Source organism: Paracoccus sp. S4493, from assembly GCF_000967735.1.
Classification (GTDB): Bacteria; Pseudomonadota; Alphaproteobacteria; order Rhodobacterales; family Rhodobacteraceae; genus Paracoccus; species Paracoccus marcusii.
This window is the reverse complement of the sequence record NZ_JXYF01000002.1, coordinates 81563-102029: the sequence shown is the minus strand read 5'-3', so window position 1 is coordinate 102029 and position 20467 is coordinate 81563. Positions and strand designations below refer to the sequence as shown.

General features: G+C 65.7%; 21 protein-coding genes and 1 tRNA gene. 10 read left to right on the top strand and 12 right to left on the bottom strand.

Annotation, left to right across the window (positions count from 1 at the left end; translation table 11 throughout):
- Positions 1-42: 42 nt before the first annotated feature.
- Together TW83_RS00920 and pepN are read right to left on the bottom strand one after the other, a co-directional pair.
- Positions 43-954, bottom strand: coding sequence for a 1-acyl-sn-glycerol-3-phosphate acyltransferase (locus TW83_RS00920; RefSeq protein WP_045980872.1), 912 nt, complete (start codon positions 952-954; stop codon positions 43-45).
- Between the two features lie 10 nt (positions 955-964).
- Positions 965-3538, bottom strand: a complete 2574-nt coding sequence (gene pepN, locus TW83_RS00915; protein WP_045980897.1) for an aminopeptidase N — start codon at positions 3536-3538, stop codon at positions 965-967.
- 182 nt (positions 3539-3720) lie between these two features.
- Here pepN and TW83_RS00910 point away from each other — a divergent pair, with 182 nt between their 5' ends.
- The 5 genes from TW83_RS00910 to TW83_RS00890 all read left to right on the top strand — a co-directional run bounded on the left by TW83_RS00910 (position 3721) and on the right by TW83_RS00890 (position 9514).
- Entirely contained in the window at positions 3721-4371 is a 651-nt protein-coding gene (locus TW83_RS00910; RefSeq protein ID WP_045980871.1) for a hypothetical protein, read from the top strand.
- A 195-nt stretch (positions 4372-4566) separates the two neighbouring features.
- Positions 4567-6141 carry a Re/Si-specific NAD(P)(+) transhydrogenase subunit alpha gene (locus tag TW83_RS00905; protein ID WP_045980870.1) on the top strand — a complete coding sequence of 525 codons (1575 nt, stop codon included), beginning with the start codon at positions 4567-4569 and terminating at the stop codon, positions 6139-6141.
- A 12-nt stretch (positions 6142-6153) separates the two neighbouring features.
- Entirely contained in the window at positions 6154-7596 is a 1443-nt protein-coding gene (locus TW83_RS00900; RefSeq protein ID WP_045980869.1) for an NAD(P)(+) transhydrogenase (Re/Si-specific) subunit beta, read from the top strand.
- A 123-nt stretch (positions 7597-7719) separates the two neighbouring features.
- On the top strand, positions 7720-9024 hold the full coding sequence (locus tag TW83_RS00895) for a DUF3422 domain-containing protein (RefSeq protein WP_045980868.1): 1305 nt from the start codon (positions 7720-7722) through the stop codon (positions 9022-9024).
- 145 nt (positions 9025-9169) lie between these two features.
- On the top strand, positions 9170-9514 hold the full coding sequence (locus TW83_RS00890; RefSeq protein ID WP_239441254.1) for a hypothetical protein: 345 nt from the start codon (positions 9170-9172) through the stop codon (positions 9512-9514).
- 33 nt (positions 9515-9547) lie between these two features.
- Here TW83_RS00890 and TW83_RS00885 read toward each other — a convergent pair whose 3' ends face one another.
- The 3 genes from TW83_RS00885 to TW83_RS00875 all read right to left on the bottom strand — a co-directional run bounded on the left by TW83_RS00885 (position 9548) and on the right by TW83_RS00875 (position 11274).
- Entirely contained in the window at positions 9548-9976 is a 429-nt protein-coding gene (locus TW83_RS00885; protein ID WP_045980867.1) for a TIGR01244 family sulfur transferase, read from the bottom strand.
- Between the two features lie 69 nt (positions 9977-10045).
- On the bottom strand, positions 10046-10723 hold the full coding sequence (gene gph / locus TW83_RS00880) for a phosphoglycolate phosphatase (protein WP_045980866.1): 678 nt from the start codon (positions 10721-10723) through the stop codon (positions 10046-10048).
- The gene (locus tag TW83_RS00875) at positions 10720-11274 is read right to left on the bottom strand and encodes a thioredoxin family protein (protein ID WP_045980865.1); all 555 of its coding nucleotides are present in this window, start codon (positions 11272-11274) and stop codon (positions 10720-10722) included. The genes gph and TW83_RS00875 overlap by 4 nt, the downstream gene beginning before the upstream one ends.
- Positions 11275-11494: 220 nt before the next feature.
- Between TW83_RS00875 and TW83_RS21745 the strand changes: the two genes are divergently transcribed.
- The 3 genes from TW83_RS21745 (at position 11495) to grxD (ending at position 12420) form a co-directional block, all read left to right on the top strand.
- Entirely contained in the window at positions 11495-11662 is a 168-nt protein-coding gene (locus tag TW83_RS21745) for a hypothetical protein (protein WP_164871427.1), read from the top strand.
- Positions 11663-11781: 119 nt separating this feature from the next.
- Positions 11782-12024, top strand: coding sequence for a BolA/IbaG family iron-sulfur metabolism protein (locus TW83_RS00870; protein WP_045980864.1), 243 nt, complete (start codon positions 11782-11784; stop codon positions 12022-12024).
- 33 nt (positions 12025-12057) lie between these two features.
- Positions 12058-12420, top strand: a complete 363-nt coding sequence (gene grxD, locus TW83_RS00865) for a Grx4 family monothiol glutaredoxin (RefSeq protein ID WP_045980863.1) — start codon at positions 12058-12060, stop codon at positions 12418-12420.
- 36 nt (positions 12421-12456) lie between these two features.
- On the opposite strand, the gene TW83_RS00860 is transcribed toward grxD, so the two are convergent.
- The 6 genes from TW83_RS00860 to TW83_RS00835 form a co-directional block, all read right to left on the bottom strand.
- Complete coding sequence (locus tag TW83_RS00860) at positions 12457-13116, bottom strand: hypothetical protein (protein WP_045980862.1); 660 nt, start codon at positions 13114-13116, stop codon at positions 12457-12459.
- Between the two features lie 10 nt (positions 13117-13126).
- Positions 13127-13558 carry a DUF883 family protein gene (locus tag TW83_RS00855; protein WP_045980861.1) on the bottom strand — a complete coding sequence of 144 codons (432 nt, stop codon included), beginning with the start codon at positions 13556-13558 and terminating at the stop codon, positions 13127-13129.
- 112 nt (positions 13559-13670) lie between these two features.
- Positions 13671-13754 (bottom strand) — tRNA-Leu (locus TW83_RS00850).
- A 110-nt stretch (positions 13755-13864) separates the two neighbouring features.
- A complete protein-coding gene (lipA, locus tag TW83_RS00845) occupies positions 13865-14821 on the bottom strand; it encodes a lipoyl synthase (protein ID WP_148911670.1) in 957 nt (318 codons plus the stop codon).
- Between the two features lie 93 nt (positions 14822-14914).
- Positions 14915-15823, bottom strand: coding sequence for a hydrogen peroxide-inducible genes activator (locus TW83_RS00840; RefSeq protein ID WP_045980860.1), 909 nt, complete (start codon positions 15821-15823; stop codon positions 14915-14917).
- 74 nt (positions 15824-15897) lie between these two features.
- Positions 15898-17043, bottom strand: coding sequence for a DUF6456 domain-containing protein (locus tag TW83_RS00835; protein WP_157001287.1), 1146 nt, complete (start codon positions 17041-17043; stop codon positions 15898-15900).
- A 216-nt stretch (positions 17044-17259) separates the two neighbouring features.
- Here TW83_RS00835 and TW83_RS00830 point away from each other — a divergent pair, with 216 nt between their 5' ends.
- Positions 17260-17595 carry a DUF6477 family protein gene (locus TW83_RS00830; protein ID WP_045980859.1) on the top strand — a complete coding sequence of 112 codons (336 nt, stop codon included), beginning with the start codon at positions 17260-17262 and terminating at the stop codon, positions 17593-17595.
- Positions 17596-17598: 3 nt separating this feature from the next.
- Here the strand turns inward: TW83_RS00830 and TW83_RS00825 are convergent, their stop codons facing one another.
- Positions 17599-19149 (bottom strand): helicase HerA-like domain-containing protein, encoded by a 1551-nt coding sequence (locus TW83_RS00825; RefSeq protein WP_045980858.1) that lies wholly within the window; start codon positions 19147-19149, stop codon positions 17599-17601.
- 464 nt (positions 19150-19613) lie between these two features.
- On the opposite strand from TW83_RS00825, the gene TW83_RS00820 reads away from it, so the two are divergent.
- On the top strand, positions 19614-20414 hold the full coding sequence (locus TW83_RS00820; protein WP_052714529.1) for an invasion associated locus B family protein: 801 nt from the start codon (positions 19614-19616) through the stop codon (positions 20412-20414).
- The last annotated feature ends 53 nt before the right edge of the window (positions 20415-20467 follow it).

The window sequence follows — 20467 nt, the reverse complement described above, 5'->3', positions numbered from 1 at the left end:
GGGGGTCCGGGGGGCTGGCCCCCCGGCCGTCGCGGGACGCAATCAGCCGCCGACGGGGCGCCGTGCTCCGGTCAGGCGGGCGACGCCGCGGCTGCGGGTCAGGCGGATCGCGGTGCTGCCCGGCGTGGGCAGGGACAGGACGGCCTGCCGCAACGCCAGGATCGCCTCGTCGCTGCTGCGCGGCAGATCCGCGGGCATGATCGGTGCGCCGATGGTTACGCGATAGGGTTGGCCGGTCTTGTTCAGCACCTCGTTGAACAGCGTCACGTCGCGCAGCGTCGGATGGATCTTGTCGAACAGGTAGAACAGCGCCGAATTGCGCGCACGGATGCGCAGCGGGATCACCGGCAGATCGAACTTGCGGGCGATCATTGCGGCGCTTGCCATCCAGGGACGCTCGTTCAGGGTCAGGCCGGTGCGCTTGGCAAGGCGGCCCGACGGAAAGATCAGACCTATCCGGCCCGCCGCAATCGCGTCGCGGGTATAGTCCATCGTCGCGCGGGTCTTGGCATGGCTGCGCTTTTCGACCCGCCATTCGACGGGGGCGATCATGTCGATCATCTGCGGCAAGACGCGGATCATGTCGTGGTTGGCATAGATGAACACGTCGTCGCGCAGCTGCGAGATCACCGCATTCAGGAAGATCCCGTCCGCGATGCCGGTGGGATGGTTGGCCACGATCAGGGCAGGGCCGGTGGCAGGGATATGCTCCAACCCTTCGACCTGCAGATCGCGGACGATCAGGTCGCTCATCCGACGGAAGATCTCGGCCGGGGGCAATTCGCGAAACTCGGCGCCCAGATCGACGGTGCGGGGATAGCGCAGAAGATGCATCATCGCCCACCGCGCCACGCGGTCGCGGGGACGTCCGGAAAACAGCCAAGGCGCCCGCTCCGCGATCAGCGGGTCCAGGCGCGCCTGCATCTCGGCGCGGGCCTCCTCATGCTTGCCCATCGCGTCCCCCTCAGCGTCCCGCAGCGATCATGCGCGAGACCATCTCGCGTGTATTGCGGCTCAAACCCGCGAGAGATGCGATCCGTTCCAATGCATTGCGCGCGTGATCGCGGCGCGCGGCGTCATAGCGGGGCCATGTCTCGAACGCGGTGGACATGCGCGCGGCGATCTGGGGATTGACCGCATCCATGCGCATCAGCCAATTCGCCGTGAATGCATAGCCCGACCCGTCGGCCGCGTGAAACCCCGCATGGTTCGCCGCCAGACCGCCCAGCAGCGCGCGAAAGCGGTTGGGGTTCTTCCAGTCGAAATCGGGGCGCGCGGCCAGCCGTTCCGCGATGGCGACGGCGTCAGACGGGGGCGCGGCCATGACCTGGATGCCGAACCATTTGTCCATGACCAGCCGGTTGTCGGCGAACTCGTCGTGCAGCATCCGCAACGCGCTGTCGCCGCGGCCAAGGCGCAGCAGCACGGCCAGTGCGGCCATGCGTTCGGTCATGTTGCCCGCGATGCCGAACAGCACCTCGGCCCGGTCGCCGCCGTCGATCCGCCCCAGCAACCCCAGCGCCGCGATGCGCAGCGACCGGCGCGCAGCCGCGTCCGCATCGGGGGAATAGGCGCCCGGCACGGTCATCGTGTCGTACAGTTCCGCCAGCAGATCCTGATGCGCCATGGCAATGCGGCGGGCCAGCCCCGCACGCGCCTGGTGGATCGCATCGGGGTCGGGCGTGGTGCCGGTGGTGGCCAGACGGGTCGCGATCTCCTCCTCGCCGGGCAGGTTCAGGCACAGCGCACGGAATGCCGGATCGGCATCGGCATCGCCGGCCAGCGCGCCGATCGCGGTAATGTAGTCGTCGCCCGCATCCGCTCCGCGCGCCAGCTGGGTCAAGGCGGACAGCGCCAGTTCGCGCCCTGCCTCCCACCGGGCAAAGGGGTCGGTGTCATGGGCCAGCAGGAAGGCCCGCGTCGCATCGTCCATCTGCCGCTGCAGCATCACGGGGGCAGAGAACCCGCGCAGGACCGAGGCGACGGGCCGTGCGCCCAGACCTTCGAAGCTAAAGCTTTGCCGATCCTCGGTCATCTCCAGGACGCGGGTCGGGGCGACCTCGTCGCCGTTCGGGCCGATCAGGCCGACCGCGATCGGAATGACGCGGGCCGGCTTGTCGGGTTGACCGGGAGTGGGCGGCGTCTGCTGCGTGAAGTCCAGCGTCAGCGTGCCGTCCTGCCAGGTTTCCTGCAGGGTCAGGACAGGGGTCCCGGCGTCGGTGTACCAGCGCTTGAATTGGGCAAGGTCGCGGCCGGTGGCATCTTCGAAGACCTTCAGCCAATCCTCGATGGTGGCGGCATCGCCGTCGTGGCGGTCAAAATACAGGTCCAGCGCGCGGGCATAGCCGTCGTCACCAACCAGCCGCTTCAGCATGCCGATGACCTCGGCGCCCTTCTCATAGACCGTCGCAGTATAGAAGTTGTTGATCTCCTCGTACCGGTCGGGACGCGGGGGATGGGCCAGCGGACCCTGATCCTCGCGGAACTGCCGCGCGCGCAGGGTCTGCACATCCTCGATCCGCTTGACCGCGGCCGAGCGCAGGTCGCTGGTGAACTGCTGGTCGCGAAAGACCGTCAGCCCTTCCTTGAGGCACAGCTGGAACCAGTCGCGGCAGGTGATGCGGTTGCCGGTCCAGTTGTGGAAATACTCGTGCGCGATCACCGCCTCAATCCGCTCGTAGTCGCCATCGGTCGCGGTATCCGGAGAGGCCAGCACCAGTTTCGAGTTGAAGATGTTCAACCCCTTGTTTTCCATGGCACCCATATTGAAATCGTCGACTGCGACGATGTTGAACACATCCAGGTCATATTCGCGGCCATAGACGTCCTCGTCCCAGCGCATCGACTTGATCAGGCTCTCCATCGCAAAGCCCGCGCGGTCCTGATCGTCGGGACGGACCCAGACGTTCAGATCGACCGCACGCCCCGACCGGGTGGTAAAGCTGTCGCTGACCGCCACCAGATCGCCCGCCACCAGCGCGAACAGATAGGCAGGCTTGGGCCAGGGATCGTTCCATTCCGCGACCCCGTCCTGGGCGCGCACGGGGTTGCCATTCGACAGCAGCACCGCCAGGTCGCTGCGCAGCGTCACGCGGAACGTGGTCATCACGTCCGGGCGGTCGGGATAGAAGGTGATGTGGCGAAACCCCTCGGCCTCGCACTGGGTGCAGAAGATGCCGCCCGACAGATACAGGCCCTCGAAGGCGGTGTTGTCCTGCGGATCGATGCGCACGTCGGTCGCCAGCGTGAAGGGCACGCGGGGCAGGGCGGCGGCGCGGATGGTCAGCGTCTCGTCGTCGCGAAGGACGTGGGCCGGGTCCACGGTCAGCCCGTCGATGCGCAGCGACTGCAACCGCAGCCCCGCGCCGCCATCCAGCACCAGATCGACCGGCTGGTCCGACGGTTCCAGGTCCAGTTCGGTCAGAACGACCGTGTCGCGCGGGGCCAGGGTCACGTCCAGCCGGGTCTGTGACAGGGTGAACGGCCAGGGACGGTAATCGGCAAGGTGCTGGACAGGCTGCGGTTTCTCGACGGACATGGTCAGCGGCCTTTCGTAAAAATGCGGCCGCAAGCGGAACCCCGGCCTTTAGTCGGTGTTAATCGCCTGAACGCCGGCTCGCAAGGCGTGGCGTCGGGCGTTGGCGGTTGACAGCCGAACGGTCACACGCCACAGCTTCGCGACCTAACCCGGTCAAAATACAGTCTGAATCGGAGACCTGCATGAGCTATGATCCCAACGATCCGAACCGCGTGAAACCCGGCACCACCCCCAAGGAAACCTATGTCGAGCCGGTGGAGCGCAAGTCGTCCGCGATGCCGCTGATCATCGGTGTCCTGCTGGCGCTGGCGCTGGCCTATTTCGTGCTGCAGCGTTTCATGGCTGATGACACGACCGTCGTCGAAGGTGACACCACCACCGTGACGACCACCGAACCCGCCCCCGAGACGACCACGGCCCCTGCCGTTGTCGAAGAACCCGAAGTCGATGCTGCGGCCTCCGAGGCCGAAGCCGCTGCCGACAACGCGGCAGCCGAAGCAGAGGCTGCAGCCGAGAGCGCGTCCGAGGCCGCCGATGATGCCGCCGCCGGTGCCGCCAGTGCAGCCGACGACGCCGCCGATGCCGCCGGCGCCGCTGCTGACAGCGCGGTCGAAGCTGCAGGCAACGCAGCCGACGCAGCCGGCACCGCGATCGACAACGCCGTTGACGGTGCAGGCGAGGCCGCATCGAACGCAGCGGATGCCGCAGCAGAGGCAGCCGACAGTGCGGCTGACGCCGTTGACGACGCCGTCAGCGTCGAAGAGCCCGCGACCACCCCTGCGCCTGCGACCACCGCGCCGGCGACCACCACGACGCCGGCCCCGGCCAACTGATCCGACCGGTCAGGTCATGGAACGGCCCGGATGCATCCGCATCCGGGCCGTTTTCACATGCGCTGGACCGGTTGTTCCCAAGCCGCCGCCATGGTCTTTCCGAGCCGGTCGCGACAGCGCAGCCTTGTGAAACAATATTTCGCGATGCTATGACGTTTGCGACGAAAGATCATCAAACCGGGGGGCATCAGAGCCATGAAGATTGGCGCAACGAGGGAAAGCTTCGAGGGCGAGGCGCGGGTGGCGATCACGCCATCCACCGCCGCGCATCTGGGCAAGCTGGGACATGACGTGTTCGTGGAAAGCGGCGCGGGCGCGCGCGCGGGTTTCGCTGACGAAGACTATCGCGGTGCCGGCGTGACGGTCTGCCAGACCGCGGCGGAGCTGATCGATGCGGTGGATGTGGTGGCCAAGGTACGCCAGCCGACCACGGCCGAGATCGGCCAGATGAAGGCGGGGCAGACGCTGATCTCGTTCTTCTATCCGGCGCAGAACGCCGAACTGCTGGCGCAGGCCAAAGACCAGGGCATCACCGCGATCGCCATGGACATGGTGCCGCGCATCAGCCGCGCGCAGAAGATGGACGCGCTGTCGTCGATGGCCAACATCGCAGGCTACCGCGCCGTCATCGAGGCGGCGAACAACTTTGGCCGCTTCTTCACCGGACAGGTGACGGCAGCAGGCAAGGTCCCGCCGGCCAAGGTGCTGGTCGTGGGGGCAGGGGTCGCGGGTCTTGCGGCCATCGGCACCTCGGTCAGCCTTGGCGCGCAGGTCCATGCCTTTGACGTGCGCCCCGAAGTGGCCGAACAGATCGAATCGATGGGTGCCGAGTTCGTCTATCTGGAGTTCGACGCGCCCGCGCAGGACGGCGCCGCCACGGGCGGCTATGCCGCGCCGTCGAGCCCCGAGTTCCGCGAGAAGCAGCTGGCCCGGTTCCGCGAGTTGGCACCCCAGATGGACATCGTCATCACCACGGCGCTGATCCCCGGACGCGACGCGCCCAAGCTATGGACCGCCGACATGGTGGCCATGATGAAGCAGGGCAGCGTCATCATCGATCTGGCGGCCGAAAAGGGCGGCAACTGCGACCTGACCGTGCCGGACGAACGCATCGTCACCGACAACGGCGTGGTCATCGTCGGCTATACCGACTTTCCGTCGCGCATGGGCGCGCAGGCCTCCGAGCTGTACGGCAACAACATCCGCCATTTCGTGGCCGACCTGACGCCCAAGAAGGATGGCGTCATCGTCCACAACATGGAGGACGACGTCATCCGCGGTGCGACGGTCGTGCATGATCATGACGTCACTTGGCCGCCCCCGCCGCCCAAGGTCGCCGCCATCGCTGCGCAGAAGCCCAAGGAGAAGAAGAAGGAGCTGACCCCCGACGAACGCCGCGCCGCCGACGCCGCGGCCTTCAAGGCCGAGACCGCCAGCCAGATCAAGCTTCTGCTGGGCGGTGGCCTGGTCGTGCTGCTGATCGGGCTGATCGCGCCCGCCAGCTTCATGTCGCATTTCATCGTCTTCGTGCTGGCCTGTTTCGTGGGCTTCCGGGTGATCTGGAACGTGGCGCATTCGCTGCACACGCCGCTGATGGCCATCACGAACGCGATCAGTTCGATCATCATCCTGGGCGCGCTGATGCAGATCGGGTCGGGATCGGCCTGGGTCGTGATCCTGGGCGCGCTGGCCGTGCTGATGGCATCGGTCAACATCTTTGGTGGCTTCATGGTCACCCGGCGCATGCTTGCCATGTTCCAGAAGTCGTAAGGGGTCGGGACAATGGAATACGGATTCACCACTGCGGCCTATGTGGTCGCCTCGGTCCTGTTCATCCTGTCGCTTGGCGGGCTGTCGGGACAGGAAAGCGCCAAGCGCGCGATCTGGTACGGCATCGTCGGCATGGGCCTTGCGGTCGTGGCGACGCTGTTCGGGCCGGGCGCGGGCAACTGGCTGCTGTCGCTGATCATGATTGCCATCGGCGGCACCGGCGGCTGGCTGGTCGCCAAGCGCGTGCAGATGACCGAGATGCCCCAGCTGGTCGCGGCGATGCATTCGCTGGTCGGTCTGGCTGCGGTCTTTGTCGGCTTCAATGCCCAGATCGAACTGTCGCGCGTCCTGCGCCTGCGTGCCGAAGGGTTCGAGGCCGAACTGACCGGTTTTGCGGCCCTGCTGGCCCACAAGACCGCCCCCGAGATCGCCATGCTGAAGATCGAGGTCTTCCTGGGCATCTTCATCGGCGCGGTGACCTTCACCGGGTCGGTCGTGGCCTTCGGCAAGCTGGCGGGCCGCGTCGACGGCAAGCCCAAGAAGCTGCCGGGCGGCCACATGCTGAACGCGGGCGCGCTGGCGCTGTCGCTGCTGATCGGGGTGCTGTATTTCACCGGCGTCGGTCCCGCGGTATTCTGGCTGATCCTGGTGACGCTGCTGGCGTTCTTCATCGGCTATCACCTGATCATGGGCATCGGCGGCGCGGACATGCCGGTCGTGGTGTCGATGCTGAACAGCTATTCTGGTTGGGCGGCGGCGATGATCGGCTTTACCCTGTCGAACGACCTGCTGATCGTGACGGGCGCGCTGGTCGGATCTTCGGGTGCGATCCTGTCCTACATCATGTGCAAGGCGATGAACCGGAACTTCGTCAGCGTGATCCTGGGCGGTTTCGGCGGAGAGACCGGCCCCGCAGCCGAGATCGAGGGCGAGCAGATCGCCATCGATGCGGACGGCGTGGCATCCGCGCTGAACGAGGCGGACAGCGTCGTAATCGTGCCGGGCTATGGCATGGCGGTCGCGCAGGCGCAGGGTGCGGTCAGCGAACTGACGCGCAAGCTGCGCGCGGCGGGCAAGACGGTGCGTTTTGCCATCCACCCCGTCGCGGGGCGTCTGCCGGGCCACATGAACGTGCTGCTGGCCGAGGCCAAGGTCCCCTATGACATCGTGCTGGAGATGGACGAGATCAACGAGGATTTCCCCTCGACCGACGTCGTCATCATCATCGGGTCGAATGATATCGTGAACCCCGCGGCCCAAGACGATCCGAACAGCCCCATCGCCGGCATGCCCGTGCTGGAGGTGTGGCGCGCCAAGCAGGTCTTCGTGTCCAAGCGCGGGCAGGGCACCGGCTATAGCGGCATCGAGAACCCGCTGTTCTTCAAGGAGAATACCCGGATGTTCTATGGCGACGCCAAGGACAGCATCAACAAGCTGCTTCCCATGATCGACTGATCCGGCGCAATCGTGCCACGGACGCCCGCCGGTTCACAGCCGGCGGGCGTTCCCACTTGTGCCGCCTGTCGCGGTGGTCTTGAAATGGGGCAGGGGCCGTTGCCCCGTCTTCAGGAGCGGCAGATGAACCCGGCCACAGAACATCCCCTGCGCTATGCGCTGGTCAACGAACTGCATGCCCGGCCCTCGCCGCGGATCACCGCGCCGGCGACCGCGGTCTTCGTGGCGTTCAAGGAACCGCGCGACGCCGCCAACCGCGACCGGGCGCAGGATCTGGCGCATCTGGGCGAACTGGTCAGCCGCCATGGCGGTCCACGCCCCGATCCCGATGACAGCCACTACCAGGGCCAGCTTGGCCGTCACGAACTGAATTGGGAGAGCCACACCGAGTTCGTGACCTATATGGCGATGACGCCGGGTCTTCCGATCCGTCCGTTCGATCCATCGGCGGCGGCGATCTTTCCCGATGCCTGGCAGCACGCCGCGCCGGGCAAGCGCGTCGCGGCGGTGATGATCCAGGTCGACCTGCTGCCCGATGACCCGGCCGAGGCGCTGGCCCGCATCGACGGCTGGTTCGCGCGCGACAGCCTGGCCGCGATCTGGGTGCTGGACGAGACCGCGATGGTCGCGGGTGATTTCCGCATCGACGCGGACGGCTGGATGCGGTTCGCGATCTTCGTGCGGCCCGGCACGTCGGACGGCCGCATCGGGCGCCTGGTGCATCGCCTGGTCGAGCTGGAGACCTATCGCGCTATGTCGATGCTGGGCCTTGGGCGCGCGCGCGGTCTGGGCAACCGCCTGAACGAGCTGGAGCCGCGCCTGACCGCGATCCTGGAATCGATGACCGACGACGCGCAGCCCGCGGAACAGCTGCTGCATGACCTGCTGGCGGTCTCGACCCAGCTGGAGGCGCAGGCCGTCCTGCATTCCTTCCGGTTCGGTGCCAACAGCGCCTATGAGGCGATTGTGCATGATCGGATCGCCGCCCTGCGGGAGACGCGGTTTCTGGACCGCCAGATGCTGACCGAATTCATGCGCAGGCGGTACCAGCCGGCCATGCGCACCGCGAAATCGGCGGAACGGCGGCTGGCCACGATGCTGGAACGCACCGCCCGCGCGGCCGAGCTGCTGCGCACGCGCGTCGATGTCGAACGCAGCGCCCAGAACCAGAAGATCATGCACCGCATGGACCGCCGCGCCGACATGCAGCTGCGGCTGCAGCACACGGTCGAGGGGCTGTCGGTCGTCGCCATCAGCTATTACGCGGTGGGCCTGCTGAGCTATGCGCTGGCGCCGCTGGCGGGGCGCGCGGGGCTGGACAAGACGCTGGTCGTCGCCGTGCTGACGCCCCTGACGGTGCTGGGCGTCTGGTGGGCGATGCGCCGGGTGCGCGCACAGTTCCACGACCCCGGCAGCGACGATTTGTGACTTGTGGCACCAGCTGCGGGGGGCGATACATCGGGCCTGACCCATGAAGGACCACGACCGATGCGCCTGACCCTTGCCCTGCTGGCAACCCTGACCCTGACTGCCTGCGGCGTGCCCTTCGTTCCCCTGATCTGACGAGGTATCCATGTCCAAGACGCTGACGATGTACGGCCTTGCCCATTGTTCGACCTGCCAGAAGGCGCAGGCCGACCTGCAGGACAACGGATGGACGGTACAGTTCCGCGATGTCCAGAAGGAGCCGTTGTCCGCGGAGGAACGCGCGGCCCTTGTCGCGAAGTTCGGCGACAAGATCATCAACTGCGCCAGCCTGACATGGCGCGGCATGTCCGACGACGAGCGCGCGGCCGATCCGGTCGCCATGATGGGCGAAAAGCCGAGCGTGATGAAGCGCCCGGCGATTCGTGCCGACGATATTTCCGGACTTGGCTGGACCGCAAATGTCAAGCGGTCATTTGGCGTGCCTGCCTGACGACACCGGGCAGGGCAGGGGGCATTGCCCTGCCTATCCCTTGCGGCTGGCCAGCGACGCAATCAACGGCCGCACGCCGCTGAGGTCGTACCCGGCGGCGTCGGCCGTCTTCAGGATCTCATCCTCGGGCATGCGCCCGGCCTGCGTCAGCGCCCACAGGACCGTGCTGCGGTTGCCGGACCGACAATATGCGATCACCGGCCCCTGTCCCACGGTCGCCGTCCCAAAATCCGCGATCAGTTGCGGCGTGATCTGGCCCGGGTGGAACGGCAGGTAGTGATAGCGCATTCCGGCAGCCTCTGCCGCCTGTGCCATCGCATCGTGATCGATCTCGGCCTCGACCTCCTCGTCGGGGCGGTTGTTGACCAGGACCTTGAACCCCGCATCGGCCAAGGCCGGGACATCCTCAGGCAGGATCTGCGGAGAGACGGCAAGGTTGGGGCTGATTTGGCGCAGATCCATCATGGGGCCTTTCGTGCACGGGTCCGCCCCGAAGTGGCGTCTTTCGTCGCCGGTTGTCAAGCCGGCTGCCTAGAGCGCCATCGCCTGATCCACCAGACCCGGCAGATCGTCAAAGCGATCGAAGGCCGCGTGATGCGGCAGATCGGCGATGGCCGTCATGCGATAGCCGCCCGAATAGATCAGGAACGGCACTGGCACCGCCGCCGCGCAATTCGCGTCAAATTCACTGTCACCGACATAGAGCGCACGGGGTGCATTCCCCTCCACGCCCAGCATTTGCAGGGCCAGGCGCAAGGGCGCGGGGTCGGGCTTGCGCTGCGGCAGGCTGTCCCCTCCGACAACGACAGGGAACAGACGATCCAGCGCGAAATGCTGCAGCACGCTGCGCGTCGGGCCCATCGGCTTGTTGGTGCAGATGCCTAGGGGATGACCCGCATCGGCCAACCGCCCCACAGCCTCGATCACGCCCGGAAACAGGCGCGTCAGGGCCGTGGCATCATGATAGCGCGCCATGAAGGCCGCGATCAGCGCGGGCCGATGCACCGGCTCGATACCGCAGGCGACGATGATCCGAGTCCACAGCAGCTCGACACCGCCACCGATGAAGCTGCGCACTCGCGCCAGGGGCAGCGGTGCGATCTGATGCTGGCGCAGGACCGCGTTCACGCAGGCGTGGATGTCGGGCGCGCTGTCAATCAGCGTGCCGTCCAGGTCGAATACGATCGGGCAGGGTCTGTCCATGGTCATGCGGCCTTCCATTTGATCGAGCATCCCATCGATGCGACCTGATCGCGCGGACCTTGCCCGGTTTCCGCGATCTGCACCATGGCCAGATAAAGGTCGCGGCGGGCGTCCGTCGCCGCCGCCGTGCGGGTCGAGGCATCCAGTCGACCGCGATACTGCAGCCGACCGTCGGCGGAATAGCCAAAAAAGTCAGGCGTGCATTCGGCGCCATAGGCCCGTGCGACCGACTGATTTGCATCGTACAGGTAGGGAAAGCGAAAACCGTTTCGCTGCGCCAAGTCTCTCATATGCGCCGGGCTATCCTCCGGATAGGCCGCGACGTCGTTCGAAGAAATGGCAACGACGCCGATGCCGTGGTCCATCAGCGCATGCGCATCGCGGACGATGCGGTCCAGGATCGACCTGACATAGGGGCAATGGTTGCAGATGAACATCACCAGCGTCCCGCGCGATCCGGCGACCTTCGAAAGCGTGACGACGTTTCCATCAGTATCGCGCAGCGCAAAGCCGTGCCAAGGCGCATCGAAATCGCAGACAGGTGGCGATACGGCCATGTGATCCTCCGATCCACTTTCCGGAACCTTGAAAGATACGTGCCATAGGGACAAGTGGTGAAAAGGTTGAAAGGCGGACCAGAGAGACAGTTCTGTTACATAATACAGATTATCAGAAAAAGCTTCCCCTGCTTTCGATGGCCTTTGTACGGCAATCCCGGAACCTGTGACCCTTGGTTTGCGTCTGTTTGACAGAACCTGACATCAAAGGACATTCATCATGAAATATGTGGCTTTAGGACTGTGCGGCGCGATGCTGGCCCTTTCGGCATGCGGAACGACGGTTGGCGAGCGCGCTGCGACCGGCGGTCTTGGCGGTGCGGCCGTGGCGGGTCCGGCCGGCGCGGTTGTCGGCGGAACCGTGGGTGCGGTCAGCGCAACGCAGTAAACCTTGATAAGATTAATCGTGGCGGCCGCGTTTCTCTGGAACGCGGCCGTTTTCGTGCCGGTCTTGCAGCCCTTGCCGGCATCCCCTACATCATATGTGACAAAGACAAGGATCCGCCCATGGCCATGGAAGCGCATGATATCGAAACCCTTCTGCGGGTCTCTTTTCCCCAGGCAAAGATCACGATCACTGATCTGGCCGGTGATGGAAACCACTATGCCGCAGAAGTTATCGACGAAAGCTTTCGCGGGCTGAACCGCGTGCAGCAACAGCGCGCCGTCTATGCCGCCCTTAAGGGCAAGATGGACGGCCCTGCCGGAGAGTTGCACGCGCTTGCCCTGACCACCAAGGCGCCTGACTGACGCGCCCCCTGCCCCATTACAAGGATTGCCGATATGAACGACGCGAACACGCGCATCCAGGACATGATCGACCGCAACGACGTGGTCCTGTTCATGAAAGGCACGCCCGAGATGCCCCAATGCGGCTTTTCGAGCAGAGTTGCCGGCGTTCTGAACTATATGGGCGTGCCCTATGAGGGCGTAAACGTATTATCGGACGCTGACATTCGCCAAGGGATCAAGGATTTCTCCGACTGGCCCACCATTCCCCAGCTTTACGTCAAGGGTGAGTTCGTGGGTGGCTGTGACATCATCACCGAGATGACATTGTCCGGAGAGCTTGATCAGCTGCTGGAAAAAAAGGGCGTCGCGTTCGACAAGGACGCAGCCAACAAGATCCGAGAGGCAAATGCCTGATCTGGAACAGAAAAAAGGGCGCCGAGGCGCCCTTTTTCATATCATGTCGTCGGGATCGTAATCCATCCTGTCATGTCGACGTTCCTGCATTGCTGCAGCCAACGTGACACCGACAGCGAACGCTCCAACCAGCTTGGTCATCGTTCCAGCATTGCTGTCGGTCGCTTGGCGTAACTGATGCGCGCCGTTTTGAAACGACTGCTTTGCAGCAGTAACGTTGGAAGACGTCAGACCGGCAGCGTGGGCGGTATTGCGGACGCTGCCAAACAGCTTTTTCTCGGCATCCGAAGCGAATTTGGTCGCGCGAGAGCCAGCCTGATCCATCAGCGAATGTGCCTTCGCTTCGGCCAGTTCGACAATTCGCGTCGCTTCCGCCCGCGCACGAGTCGCCGCCGCATCGGTCGCCAAAGAAACCCGAGCTTCGACCTCATGTTTCAGATCATCAGTTGTCGGCATAGTGTGCTTGCGCTTTGCCGCCATGGCCAGAAGGATGATCATCAGCAGGATCAAACCTCCGCCGATGGTCAACGACGCCAAGGTCGAGCCCCAATCAAGATCGTTGGCCAGCCACGACCACAGGGCAGCTGTCAAGAACCCGCCAGCCATCAATCCGACCATTCCGGCGACGGCCTTCATGGCCGTGCGCCGGACCGTGTCGCCGACAGCTTCCTGAACGCGTCGGGCGAAATCGAACATATGCCCGACCTCAGCGACGCGAGATCAGCAGACCGACCAGGAAGCCGACACCGGCCGCGATACCCAAGGCCTGCGCCGGGTTGCGGCGAACCATCTCGGACACTTCATCATAACGCTCTTCAGCGTAGTGAGCGACTTCGGTCGCCTTTTGCTGGCCTGCTTCGTACAGGCGCTCTGCCTCAAGACGCGCGCGATCGGCGTATTCCTGACCGGTCTCGCGGGCGCGTTCGGCATAGTACTTGCCCGTTTCGACGGCATCATCGGCCAGTGCTGCGCCACGCTCTTTCAGGCGTGCCGCACCCGAATTGTCGGACAGTTCGCGCGCGGTGTCACGAACGTCGTCCGCAATCTTGCGGGCACCATCCTTCAGATCGCCGTGGGCTTCGTTTGCAGCCGAACGGGCGTCGCGTTTGATGTCGTCAGCAGTGGGGTTATGTGCCATGGTAATGTCCTTTCATCGGCGTCTTGTCACCGTCGATGGACAAACCGTCACAAGGTCTGGATTGTTCCCGCACTGCAGCAAAATCTTTGCCAGTGCTGAACGCGAAAGGGCGTGGTAGGGGCGGCCGGACTCGAACCGGCACTCATTGCTGAAACGGATTTTGAATCCGTCGCGTCTACCATTCCGCCACGCCCCCGGACTGGTCCCGGCGCCCTTTCGGCAGCGGTCCGTGCGGACCGTTGGGCTTGGCGTAAATCCAGTCGCGACGATTTGCAAGGGGCGGCGTGCGCCCCCTGCCCCGCGGCCTCAGGCGCGACCCAACTTGACCAGTCGTGCGTCGCGAAGCTGCGCAAAGTCATCGCCCGCATGATACGACGACCGGGTCAGTGGCGTCGCCGACACCATCAGGAAACCCTTGCCATAGGCGGCTTTCTCATAGCCCGAAAATTCTTCGGGCGTGACGAAGCGGTCGACGCGATGGTGCTTGGGGCTGGGCTGCAGATACTGGCCGATGGTGATGAAGTCGATGTCAGCCGCCCGCATGTCGTCCATGACCTGCAGCACGCCTTGGCGATCCTCTCCCAATCCGACCATGATGCCGGATTTGGTGAACATCGACGGGTCCAGTTCCTTGACCCGCTGCAGCAGGCGCAGTGAATGAAAATAGCGGGCGCCGGGACGGACCTCCGGGTACAGGCCCGGGACCGTTTCAAGGTTGTGGTTGAACACGTCGGGACGCGCCTCGACCACGGTCTCCAAGGCGCCAGGCTTTGACTTCAGAAAGTCGGGCACCAGCACCTCGATCGTGGAGGTCGGAGAGCGGTGGCGGATCGCCCGGATGGTCTGGGCAAAATGCTCTGCCCCGCCATCGTCCAAGTCGTCGCGATCGACGCTGGTGATCACGACGTGGTTCAGGCCCAGCTTCTGCACGGCATGGGCGACGCGGCCGGGTTCGAATGTGTCCAGCGCCTGCGGCTTACCCGTCGCGACGTTGCAGAAGGTGCAGCCGCGGGTGCAGATCTCGCCCATGATCATCATGGTGGCGTGGCCCTGGCTCCAGCATTCGCCGACATTGGGACAGCCGGCCTCCTCGCAGACGGTCGACAGGCGGTTCTCGCGCAGCAGGTCGCGCGTCTGCTTGTACCCCGCAGAGGTGGGCGCCTTGACGCGAATCCAGTCCGGCTTCTTGGGCTGGGCCTGATCGGGTCGGTGCGCCTTTTCCGGGTGGCGCTGATCCGGGATCCTGAGGTCGCGCAAGGTCATGGTCCTTTCGGTCGCGGTTCGGGCAGAAATAGGGGCTTTGCAACGATTTGGCAACGCATCCCCTGCCCCTGCGTCCACATGGCTGCCTTGCGATCAGCCCAGATCCAGCAGCGGACGCGCCGCCGCGGTCAGCAGGCGGGCCAGATCGTCGAACCAGCCCTGCCCCGGAGTCGATGCGCGGCGCATCAGCATGACCTGCCGCGCGGGCTGGGGGTCGGGAAACCTTACGGCCGTCAGGCCGGGTGCCGCCGCCAGCTCCTGCCGGCGGGCGATCTCTGGCAGGAAGGTCAGGCCCATGCCCTGGGCGGCAAGGCGGCACAGGGTCGACAGCGACGCGGCCCCCAGGTCCAGCCGCGCCGCGCGGCGGTTCAGCCCGCAGACCTCCAGGGCCTGGTCGCCAAGGCAATGCCCCTCGTCCAGCAACAGAAGCTGGCCGGGATCCAGCGCGTCAGAAGACAGCGGTCGGCTGCGCAGATCGGCGATTCGCGCCGCGCTGCCGGCTAGCAGAAAGCGGTCGGCGAACAGCGGTATGGCCTGCAGGCCCGGCCCCTCGGGCGGGCTGGCGACAACGATGGCATCCAGCCGCCCCGCCTGCAGTTCGTCCAGCAGGCGGTCGGTCTGCGCCTCGCGCAGATGCAGGTCGCGCCCGATGTCGCGCGCCCGCAAAAGGGGCAGCGCCTCGGGCAGCAGATAGGGCGCGACGGTGGGGATCATGCCCAGCATCAACCGGCCGCCCTGCCCCGGCTGCCGCAAGTCCTGTTCCAGATCGGTCATCGCGGCCATGACCCGTTGGGCGTGGTCCTGCAGCGCGCGGCCCTGCGGGGTCAGGACGACACCCTGCGGGGTGCGTTCGACCAGACGGGCGCCGATCTCCTCCTCCAGCGCGCGGATCTGCATGGACAGCGCGGGTTGCGTGACATTGATCGATTCGGCAGCGCGTGTGAAATGGGTGTGCTGCGCCAGGGACAGGAAATAGCGCAGCTGGCGCAGAGTGATATTCATAAGGGGGCCTGATCAACGACGCGCGGTCAACGCCCACCATCTTATCGACCAGCCCCCGTCTGCGGCAATGACCTTCAGCCGATCAGCCGCGATCCCTTGCCGTAGGTTTCCTCATAGTGCCGCTCCAGCCGCATCAGGGCCAGACGCAGGACGATCTTTCCAGACCGTGCGGACCAGCCAAGACGCCGTTCCGTCATCTCGATCCCCTCCAGAAAGCAGCACACCCGCAGGACGATGTCGCCCATGCCCGGGCCAAGGTCGCGCAGCGCGACGGCCACCCGGTCGCGCGCCGATTCCGGTCCGCCACGATAACCGCCGCCGCCGCGCGACACGTCGATCCCCGAGGTCATGAAGCCGTCCCAGTTCTGGGTGACGCGCGGACCCATCTGGGCCAGCTCGAAATCCTCGCGCAGGCGTTCGCCCGCGGTGACCATGCCTGGGGTCAGGAATGCCTGCCCATCATGGTCACGCCGCCGCGCCAGCACCAGAAGCGGGCTTTCCGCGATGTTCACCCGGGTCTGGCGGCGGCGACCATCCTCGGGGTCGTCGATCACGCGATCCTCCCACACCCGGTGACGGTCGCCGTGGTCAAAGGCCGCCTGGGCCTCGGCCATGCCGTGGACGGGCTGGGCGTCCTCGTGGACCGGGTGGGCGTCCGCAAACGACGATGGCCCCGGCACGGCGCTGCGCTGGCGGGGCGACCGCAGCATCTGGCGCAGGGCCTCGCGCCCTGCCGGCGCGATGACATAGCGCTGGATGCGCCCCCCGCCCCGCGTCTGCACGACCCATCCCTTCAGCGCCATCATCTCTGCCAGGGCGCGTTCCAGGACGGCGGTGCGGATGTCGTCGCGCGTGACGATCGCCTTGTCCATGCCGGGGGCCGATGCCATGCACGCACCCGGCTCTGCCAGCCGGCGCAGCACGCGCAGGGCCTGACGCTCATCAGGCGCATTGGCCCCCTCGGGCCGCGGGGCCAGCGCGGCATCCACCAGCGGATCGTCGCGGCGCGCCTCGAACCGGCGGATACGGCGCAGGATGGTCGAGGCATGAACACCGGCCTCGCGCGCCAGGGCACGGATCGTCACCCCCTGGTCGACATGGCGCAGGTAAAGGCGCGCGTCCTCGCTCAGGTCGTCTTGCGCGCAGGTCTGCCCTTGCACCTGCGCACGGTGCTCCGCGATGCCCGTGTGGATTGCGAAATCACCGGTCAATATGGTCATGTCAGGTCCCTTGTCGTCCTCGGGCAGCCCGGCAGTAGACTACCCTGGGTTGAAATCTTTCCCTGTGGTTAACAGGGTGTTTCTGCACATAGCCGCAACATTCCCTAACAATTCCTAAAGAAACCTTGCTCTACCGCGCGCTGCGGCAGGGCTTTTGGCAACACACCTCAAGGTTGTGTGAAGGTGACCCCGTGGCAAACGCAAAGGATCAGCCCCATGACCGCAGTCTCGAACGTGATCGTTTTTCGCCCCCGCCCGACGAATCAGGGCCTGCGCCGTCCCGGAACGCTGATCCGGGCCGCCCGCGAAGGTCAGAAGACCTGGAAGCGCGATCGCGACCTGCCCCGCCTGCTGCGCAGCGACCGCTGCCCCGCGCCAGGCGCCGTCCTGTCCCGCCTGCGGGCCGAGGAGCAGATCCAGAACGACATGCGCGTGACCCAGGCCGCCGAATACGACCTGCGCCGCCACGTCCTGCTGGTCATCGCCATCCTGGCAGAGATGCGTGCCGCGATCGACGCCGCGCCGATGCCGGCTACGGCCATCGCGCTGTGACCATCAGCGCTTCTTGATCAGGGAACCCAGAACGCCCCGGACCAGCGCCTGCCCGGTCCGGGTCCCCAACTGCCGGGCAAGGCTCTTGCCAAAGGTCTGCACGATGCTGTCGGACCGCCCGCGCGGCGCAGCCTTCTCGCGTGCCGGCGCCTGATATGGTCGCCCCCGTCCCGCACCCGCGGGCATGTCGAACAACCCGTCGTCATCCTTCTTCGCACTGGCCGCCTGGGCTGCGGCCTGGGTCTTGCGTGCGAGCATCTCGTGCGCGGAATCGCGATCCAGGGCGGTGTCGTATTTCGGCCCCATCGGGGACGTGGCCCGGATCGCCGCGCGCTCCTGATCCGTGATCGGGCCGACCTGACTGAACGGCGGCCGGATCAGCGTCCGCTGCGCGATGCCCGGCACACCTTTCGGCTGCAGGAAAGAGGTCACGGCCTCGCCCGTCCCCACCTGCTGGATCGTCTCGGCGATGTCGAAATCCGGGTTGGTCCGATAGTTCTGCGCCGCATCGCGCAAGGCCTTCTGATCCTTGGCGGTGAACGCACGCAGCGCGTGCTGAACCCGGTTGCCCAATTGGCCAAGCACCGATTCGGGAATGTCGGCGGGGTTCTGGGTGACGAACCAGATGCTGACGCCTTTCGACCGGATCAATCGTGCCACCCGCTCGACCTTTTCGATCAGGGCCTTCGGCGCGTCGTCGAACAGCAGATGCGCCTCGTCAAAGAAGAACGCGACGCGGGGCTTGTCCGGATCGCCCACTTCGGGCAGCTGCTCGAACAACTCCGACAGCAGCCACAGCAGGAATGTCGCGTACAGGCGGGGTGCGTTCATCAGGCGCTCTGCCGACAGGATGCTGATGACGCCGCGCCCGTCCGCATCCTGGCGGATGATGTCGGTCAGGGCCAGCGCAGGCTCACCGAACAGGTTCGCTCCACCCTCGGTCTCCAGCACCAGCAACGCGCGCTGGATCGCGCCAACGCTGGCGGTGCTGACATTGCCATAGCGCGTCGACAGGTCGGCGGCGTTCTGTCCAACCCAGACAAGCATCGACTGCAGGTCCTTGAGGTCCAGAAGCGGCAGCCCCTCCTCGTCGGCGACGCGGAAGGCGATCGCCATGACGCCCTCCTGCGCTTCCGTCAGGTCCAGCAGGCGCGACAGCAGCAGCGGTCCCATCTCGGCCGGCGTGGTGCGGACGGGATGGCCCTGTTGGCCCCAGACATCCCAGAACGTCACCGGATAGGATGCATAGGTCAGATCGATCCCGATCTGACCGGCCCTCGCAAGGAAAGGCTCGTGCAGCTTGCCTTGATCCGATCCCGCCTTGGCCAGCCCCGCCAGATCCCCCTTCACATCCGCCAGGAACACCGGAACGCCCGCCGCCGACAGGCTTTCTGCCAGGGTCTGCAGGGTGACGGTCTTGCCCGTCCCCGTCGCACCCGCGACCAGCCCGTGCCGGTTTGCCAGCTTCAGCAGCATCGTCTCGGGGGTCGCGTATTCGGCGCCGGCGCCGCCCACGAAGATCGTTCCCGCATCCAGGTCCAGAACCGAGCCCATCGCATCCCCCACCAACAAATTGCGCAACGCACGCCTTGAAAAGACAATTTTAACGCTTTCATGGCAAGATGAAGTTGTCCGGATCGCAGCCGTGACCCGGACCTTCCTCCCTGTTGGACTGCCGCGCCCTCGGGCGCGGCTTTTTTATGTGATCGGGGGGAAATCCATAGACCGTTGACGGATCACGCCAACGCGATTAGCGTGCGTCTCAATGATGACCGGCCAGTCCGGCAGGGAGAATAACGCAACGCGTCGGGGGCCGTGGTGGAAGCCACGGCCTTTCGCGTCAATTCATGACGCGTGTCCGGCCGGTTCGGTTCCCACGCAACTTCTTCAATGTGCAGTCCCGTGCAATGTCATGACCTCAAGGGTTGGTGACAGGGCGTGTCGTGGCAGGGGACTGACAAGGCACCGGCGCCGTGCTAGATCAGCCCCAATGCGTTGAGCAAAAGAAAGAAAGATTGATGTTCATCAGACATTCGCACGCGCTGTTGGCCGCCCTCGCCCTGATCACCGGGCCCGCATTCGCCCAGGACACCCCGGCGCCGGACACGCCCGAAACCCCCGCGGCGGAAGCCCCCGCCGCCGATGCGCCTGCAACCGCCGCACCGGCCGCAGATGCCCCCGCCGCGGAATCGCCGGCCACCGCACCTGCCGATGCAGAGACACCAGCCGCGCCCGCCGATGCCCCTGCGGCCGAGAACGCGCCCGCGGGTCAGCCCGCGCGCGATCCGAACGGACCTGGCAGCTATTATGCCAAGTCCGAGCATGGCGATTGGACCATCCGCTGCATCCGCGCCGATCAGGGCAAGGATCCGTGCGAGATGTACAAGCTGCTGACCGATGCCGACGACAACCCGGTTGCCGAACTGACCATGGTTCCCCTGTCGAACGGCGACGTCGCTGCCGGCGCCACCCTTGTCGCACCGCTGGAGACGGACCTGATCGACGGCCTGGGCTTCCAGATCGGATCGGGCGAGATGCGCGGCTATCCGTTCAGCTTCTGCGCGCCGGTCGGCTGCGTCGCGCGCCTTGGCTTCACCAACCAGGAACTGGCAAGCATGAAGGCCGGCAGCACCGCAGCCGTGCAGCTGCTGCCCTTCGGTGGCGACCCGGATTCGCCGGTCCAGCTGAGCATGTCGCTGACCGGCTTCACCGCCGCGTTCGATGAACTGGCCGCCTATGCCGCCGCACCCGCGCCCGCCCCGGCCGCCGATGCAGAACCGGCAGAGGATGCCCCCGCCGAGGACGCACCGGCCGAGTGATCGCCCCTGCCATCGCATGAACGGAAAAGGCCGCGTCCCCTGGACGCGGCCTT

Bases quoted from the DNA above. Each gene is read 5' to 3' on its own strand.
- TW83_RS00830 (WP_045980859.1), top strand. From the start codon at position 17,260: ATGACCGCAGTCTCGAACGTGATCGTTTTTCGCCCCCGCCCGACGAAT.
- TW83_RS00825 (WP_045980858.1), bottom strand. From the start codon at position 19,149: ATGGGCTCGGTTCTGGACCTGGATGCGGGAACGATCTTCGTGGGCGGC.
- grxD (WP_045980863.1), top strand. From the start codon at position 12,058: ATGAACGACGCGAACACGCGCATCCAGGACATGATCGACCGCAACGAC.
- TW83_RS00910 (WP_045980871.1), top strand. From the start codon at position 3,721: ATGAGCTATGATCCCAACGATCCGAACCGCGTGAAACCCGGCACCACC.
- gph (WP_045980866.1), bottom strand. From the start codon at position 10,723: ATGACCATGGACAGACCCTGCCCGATCGTATTCGACCTGGACGGCACG.
- TW83_RS00905 (WP_045980870.1), top strand. From the start codon at position 4,567: ATGAAGATTGGCGCAACGAGGGAAAGCTTCGAGGGCGAGGCGCGGGTG.
- TW83_RS00920 (WP_045980872.1), bottom strand. From the start codon at position 954: ATGGGCAAGCATGAGGAGGCCCGCGCCGAGATGCAGGCGCGCCTGGAC.
- TW83_RS00835 (WP_157001287.1), bottom strand. From the start codon at position 17,043: ATGACCATATTGACCGGTGATTTCGCAATCCACACGGGCATCGCGGAG.
- pepN (WP_045980897.1), bottom strand. From the start codon at position 3,538: ATGTCCGTCGAGAAACCGCAGCCTGTCCAGCACCTTGCCGATTACCGT.
- TW83_RS00900 (WP_045980869.1), top strand. From the start codon at position 6,154: ATGGAATACGGATTCACCACTGCGGCCTATGTGGTCGCCTCGGTCCTG.
- TW83_RS00890 (WP_239441254.1), top strand. From the start codon at position 9,170: ATGTCCAAGACGCTGACGATGTACGGCCTTGCCCATTGTTCGACCTGC.
- TW83_RS00820 (WP_052714529.1), top strand. From the start codon at position 19,614: ATGTTCATCAGACATTCGCACGCGCTGTTGGCCGCCCTCGCCCTGATC.
- TW83_RS21745 (WP_164871427.1), top strand. From the start codon at position 11,495: ATGAAATATGTGGCTTTAGGACTGTGCGGCGCGATGCTGGCCCTTTCG.
- TW83_RS00885 (WP_045980867.1), bottom strand. From the start codon at position 9,976: ATGGATCTGCGCCAAATCAGCCCCAACCTTGCCGTCTCTCCGCAGATC.
- TW83_RS00870 (WP_045980864.1), top strand. From the start codon at position 11,782: ATGGCCATGGAAGCGCATGATATCGAAACCCTTCTGCGGGTCTCTTTT.
- TW83_RS00855 (WP_045980861.1), bottom strand. From the start codon at position 13,558: ATGGCACATAACCCCACTGCTGACGACATCAAACGCGACGCCCGTTCG.
- TW83_RS00895 (WP_045980868.1), top strand. From the start codon at position 7,720: ATGAACCCGGCCACAGAACATCCCCTGCGCTATGCGCTGGTCAACGAA.
- lipA (WP_148911670.1), bottom strand. From the start codon at position 14,821: ATGACCTTGCGCGACCTCAGGATCCCGGATCAGCGCCACCCGGAAAAG.
- TW83_RS00840 (WP_045980860.1), bottom strand. From the start codon at position 15,823: ATGAATATCACTCTGCGCCAGCTGCGCTATTTCCTGTCCCTGGCGCAG.
- TW83_RS00875 (WP_045980865.1), bottom strand. From the start codon at position 11,274: ATGGCCGTATCGCCACCTGTCTGCGATTTCGATGCGCCTTGGCACGGC.
- TW83_RS00860 (WP_045980862.1), bottom strand. From the start codon at position 13,116: ATGTTCGATTTCGCCCGACGCGTTCAGGAAGCTGTCGGCGACACGGTC.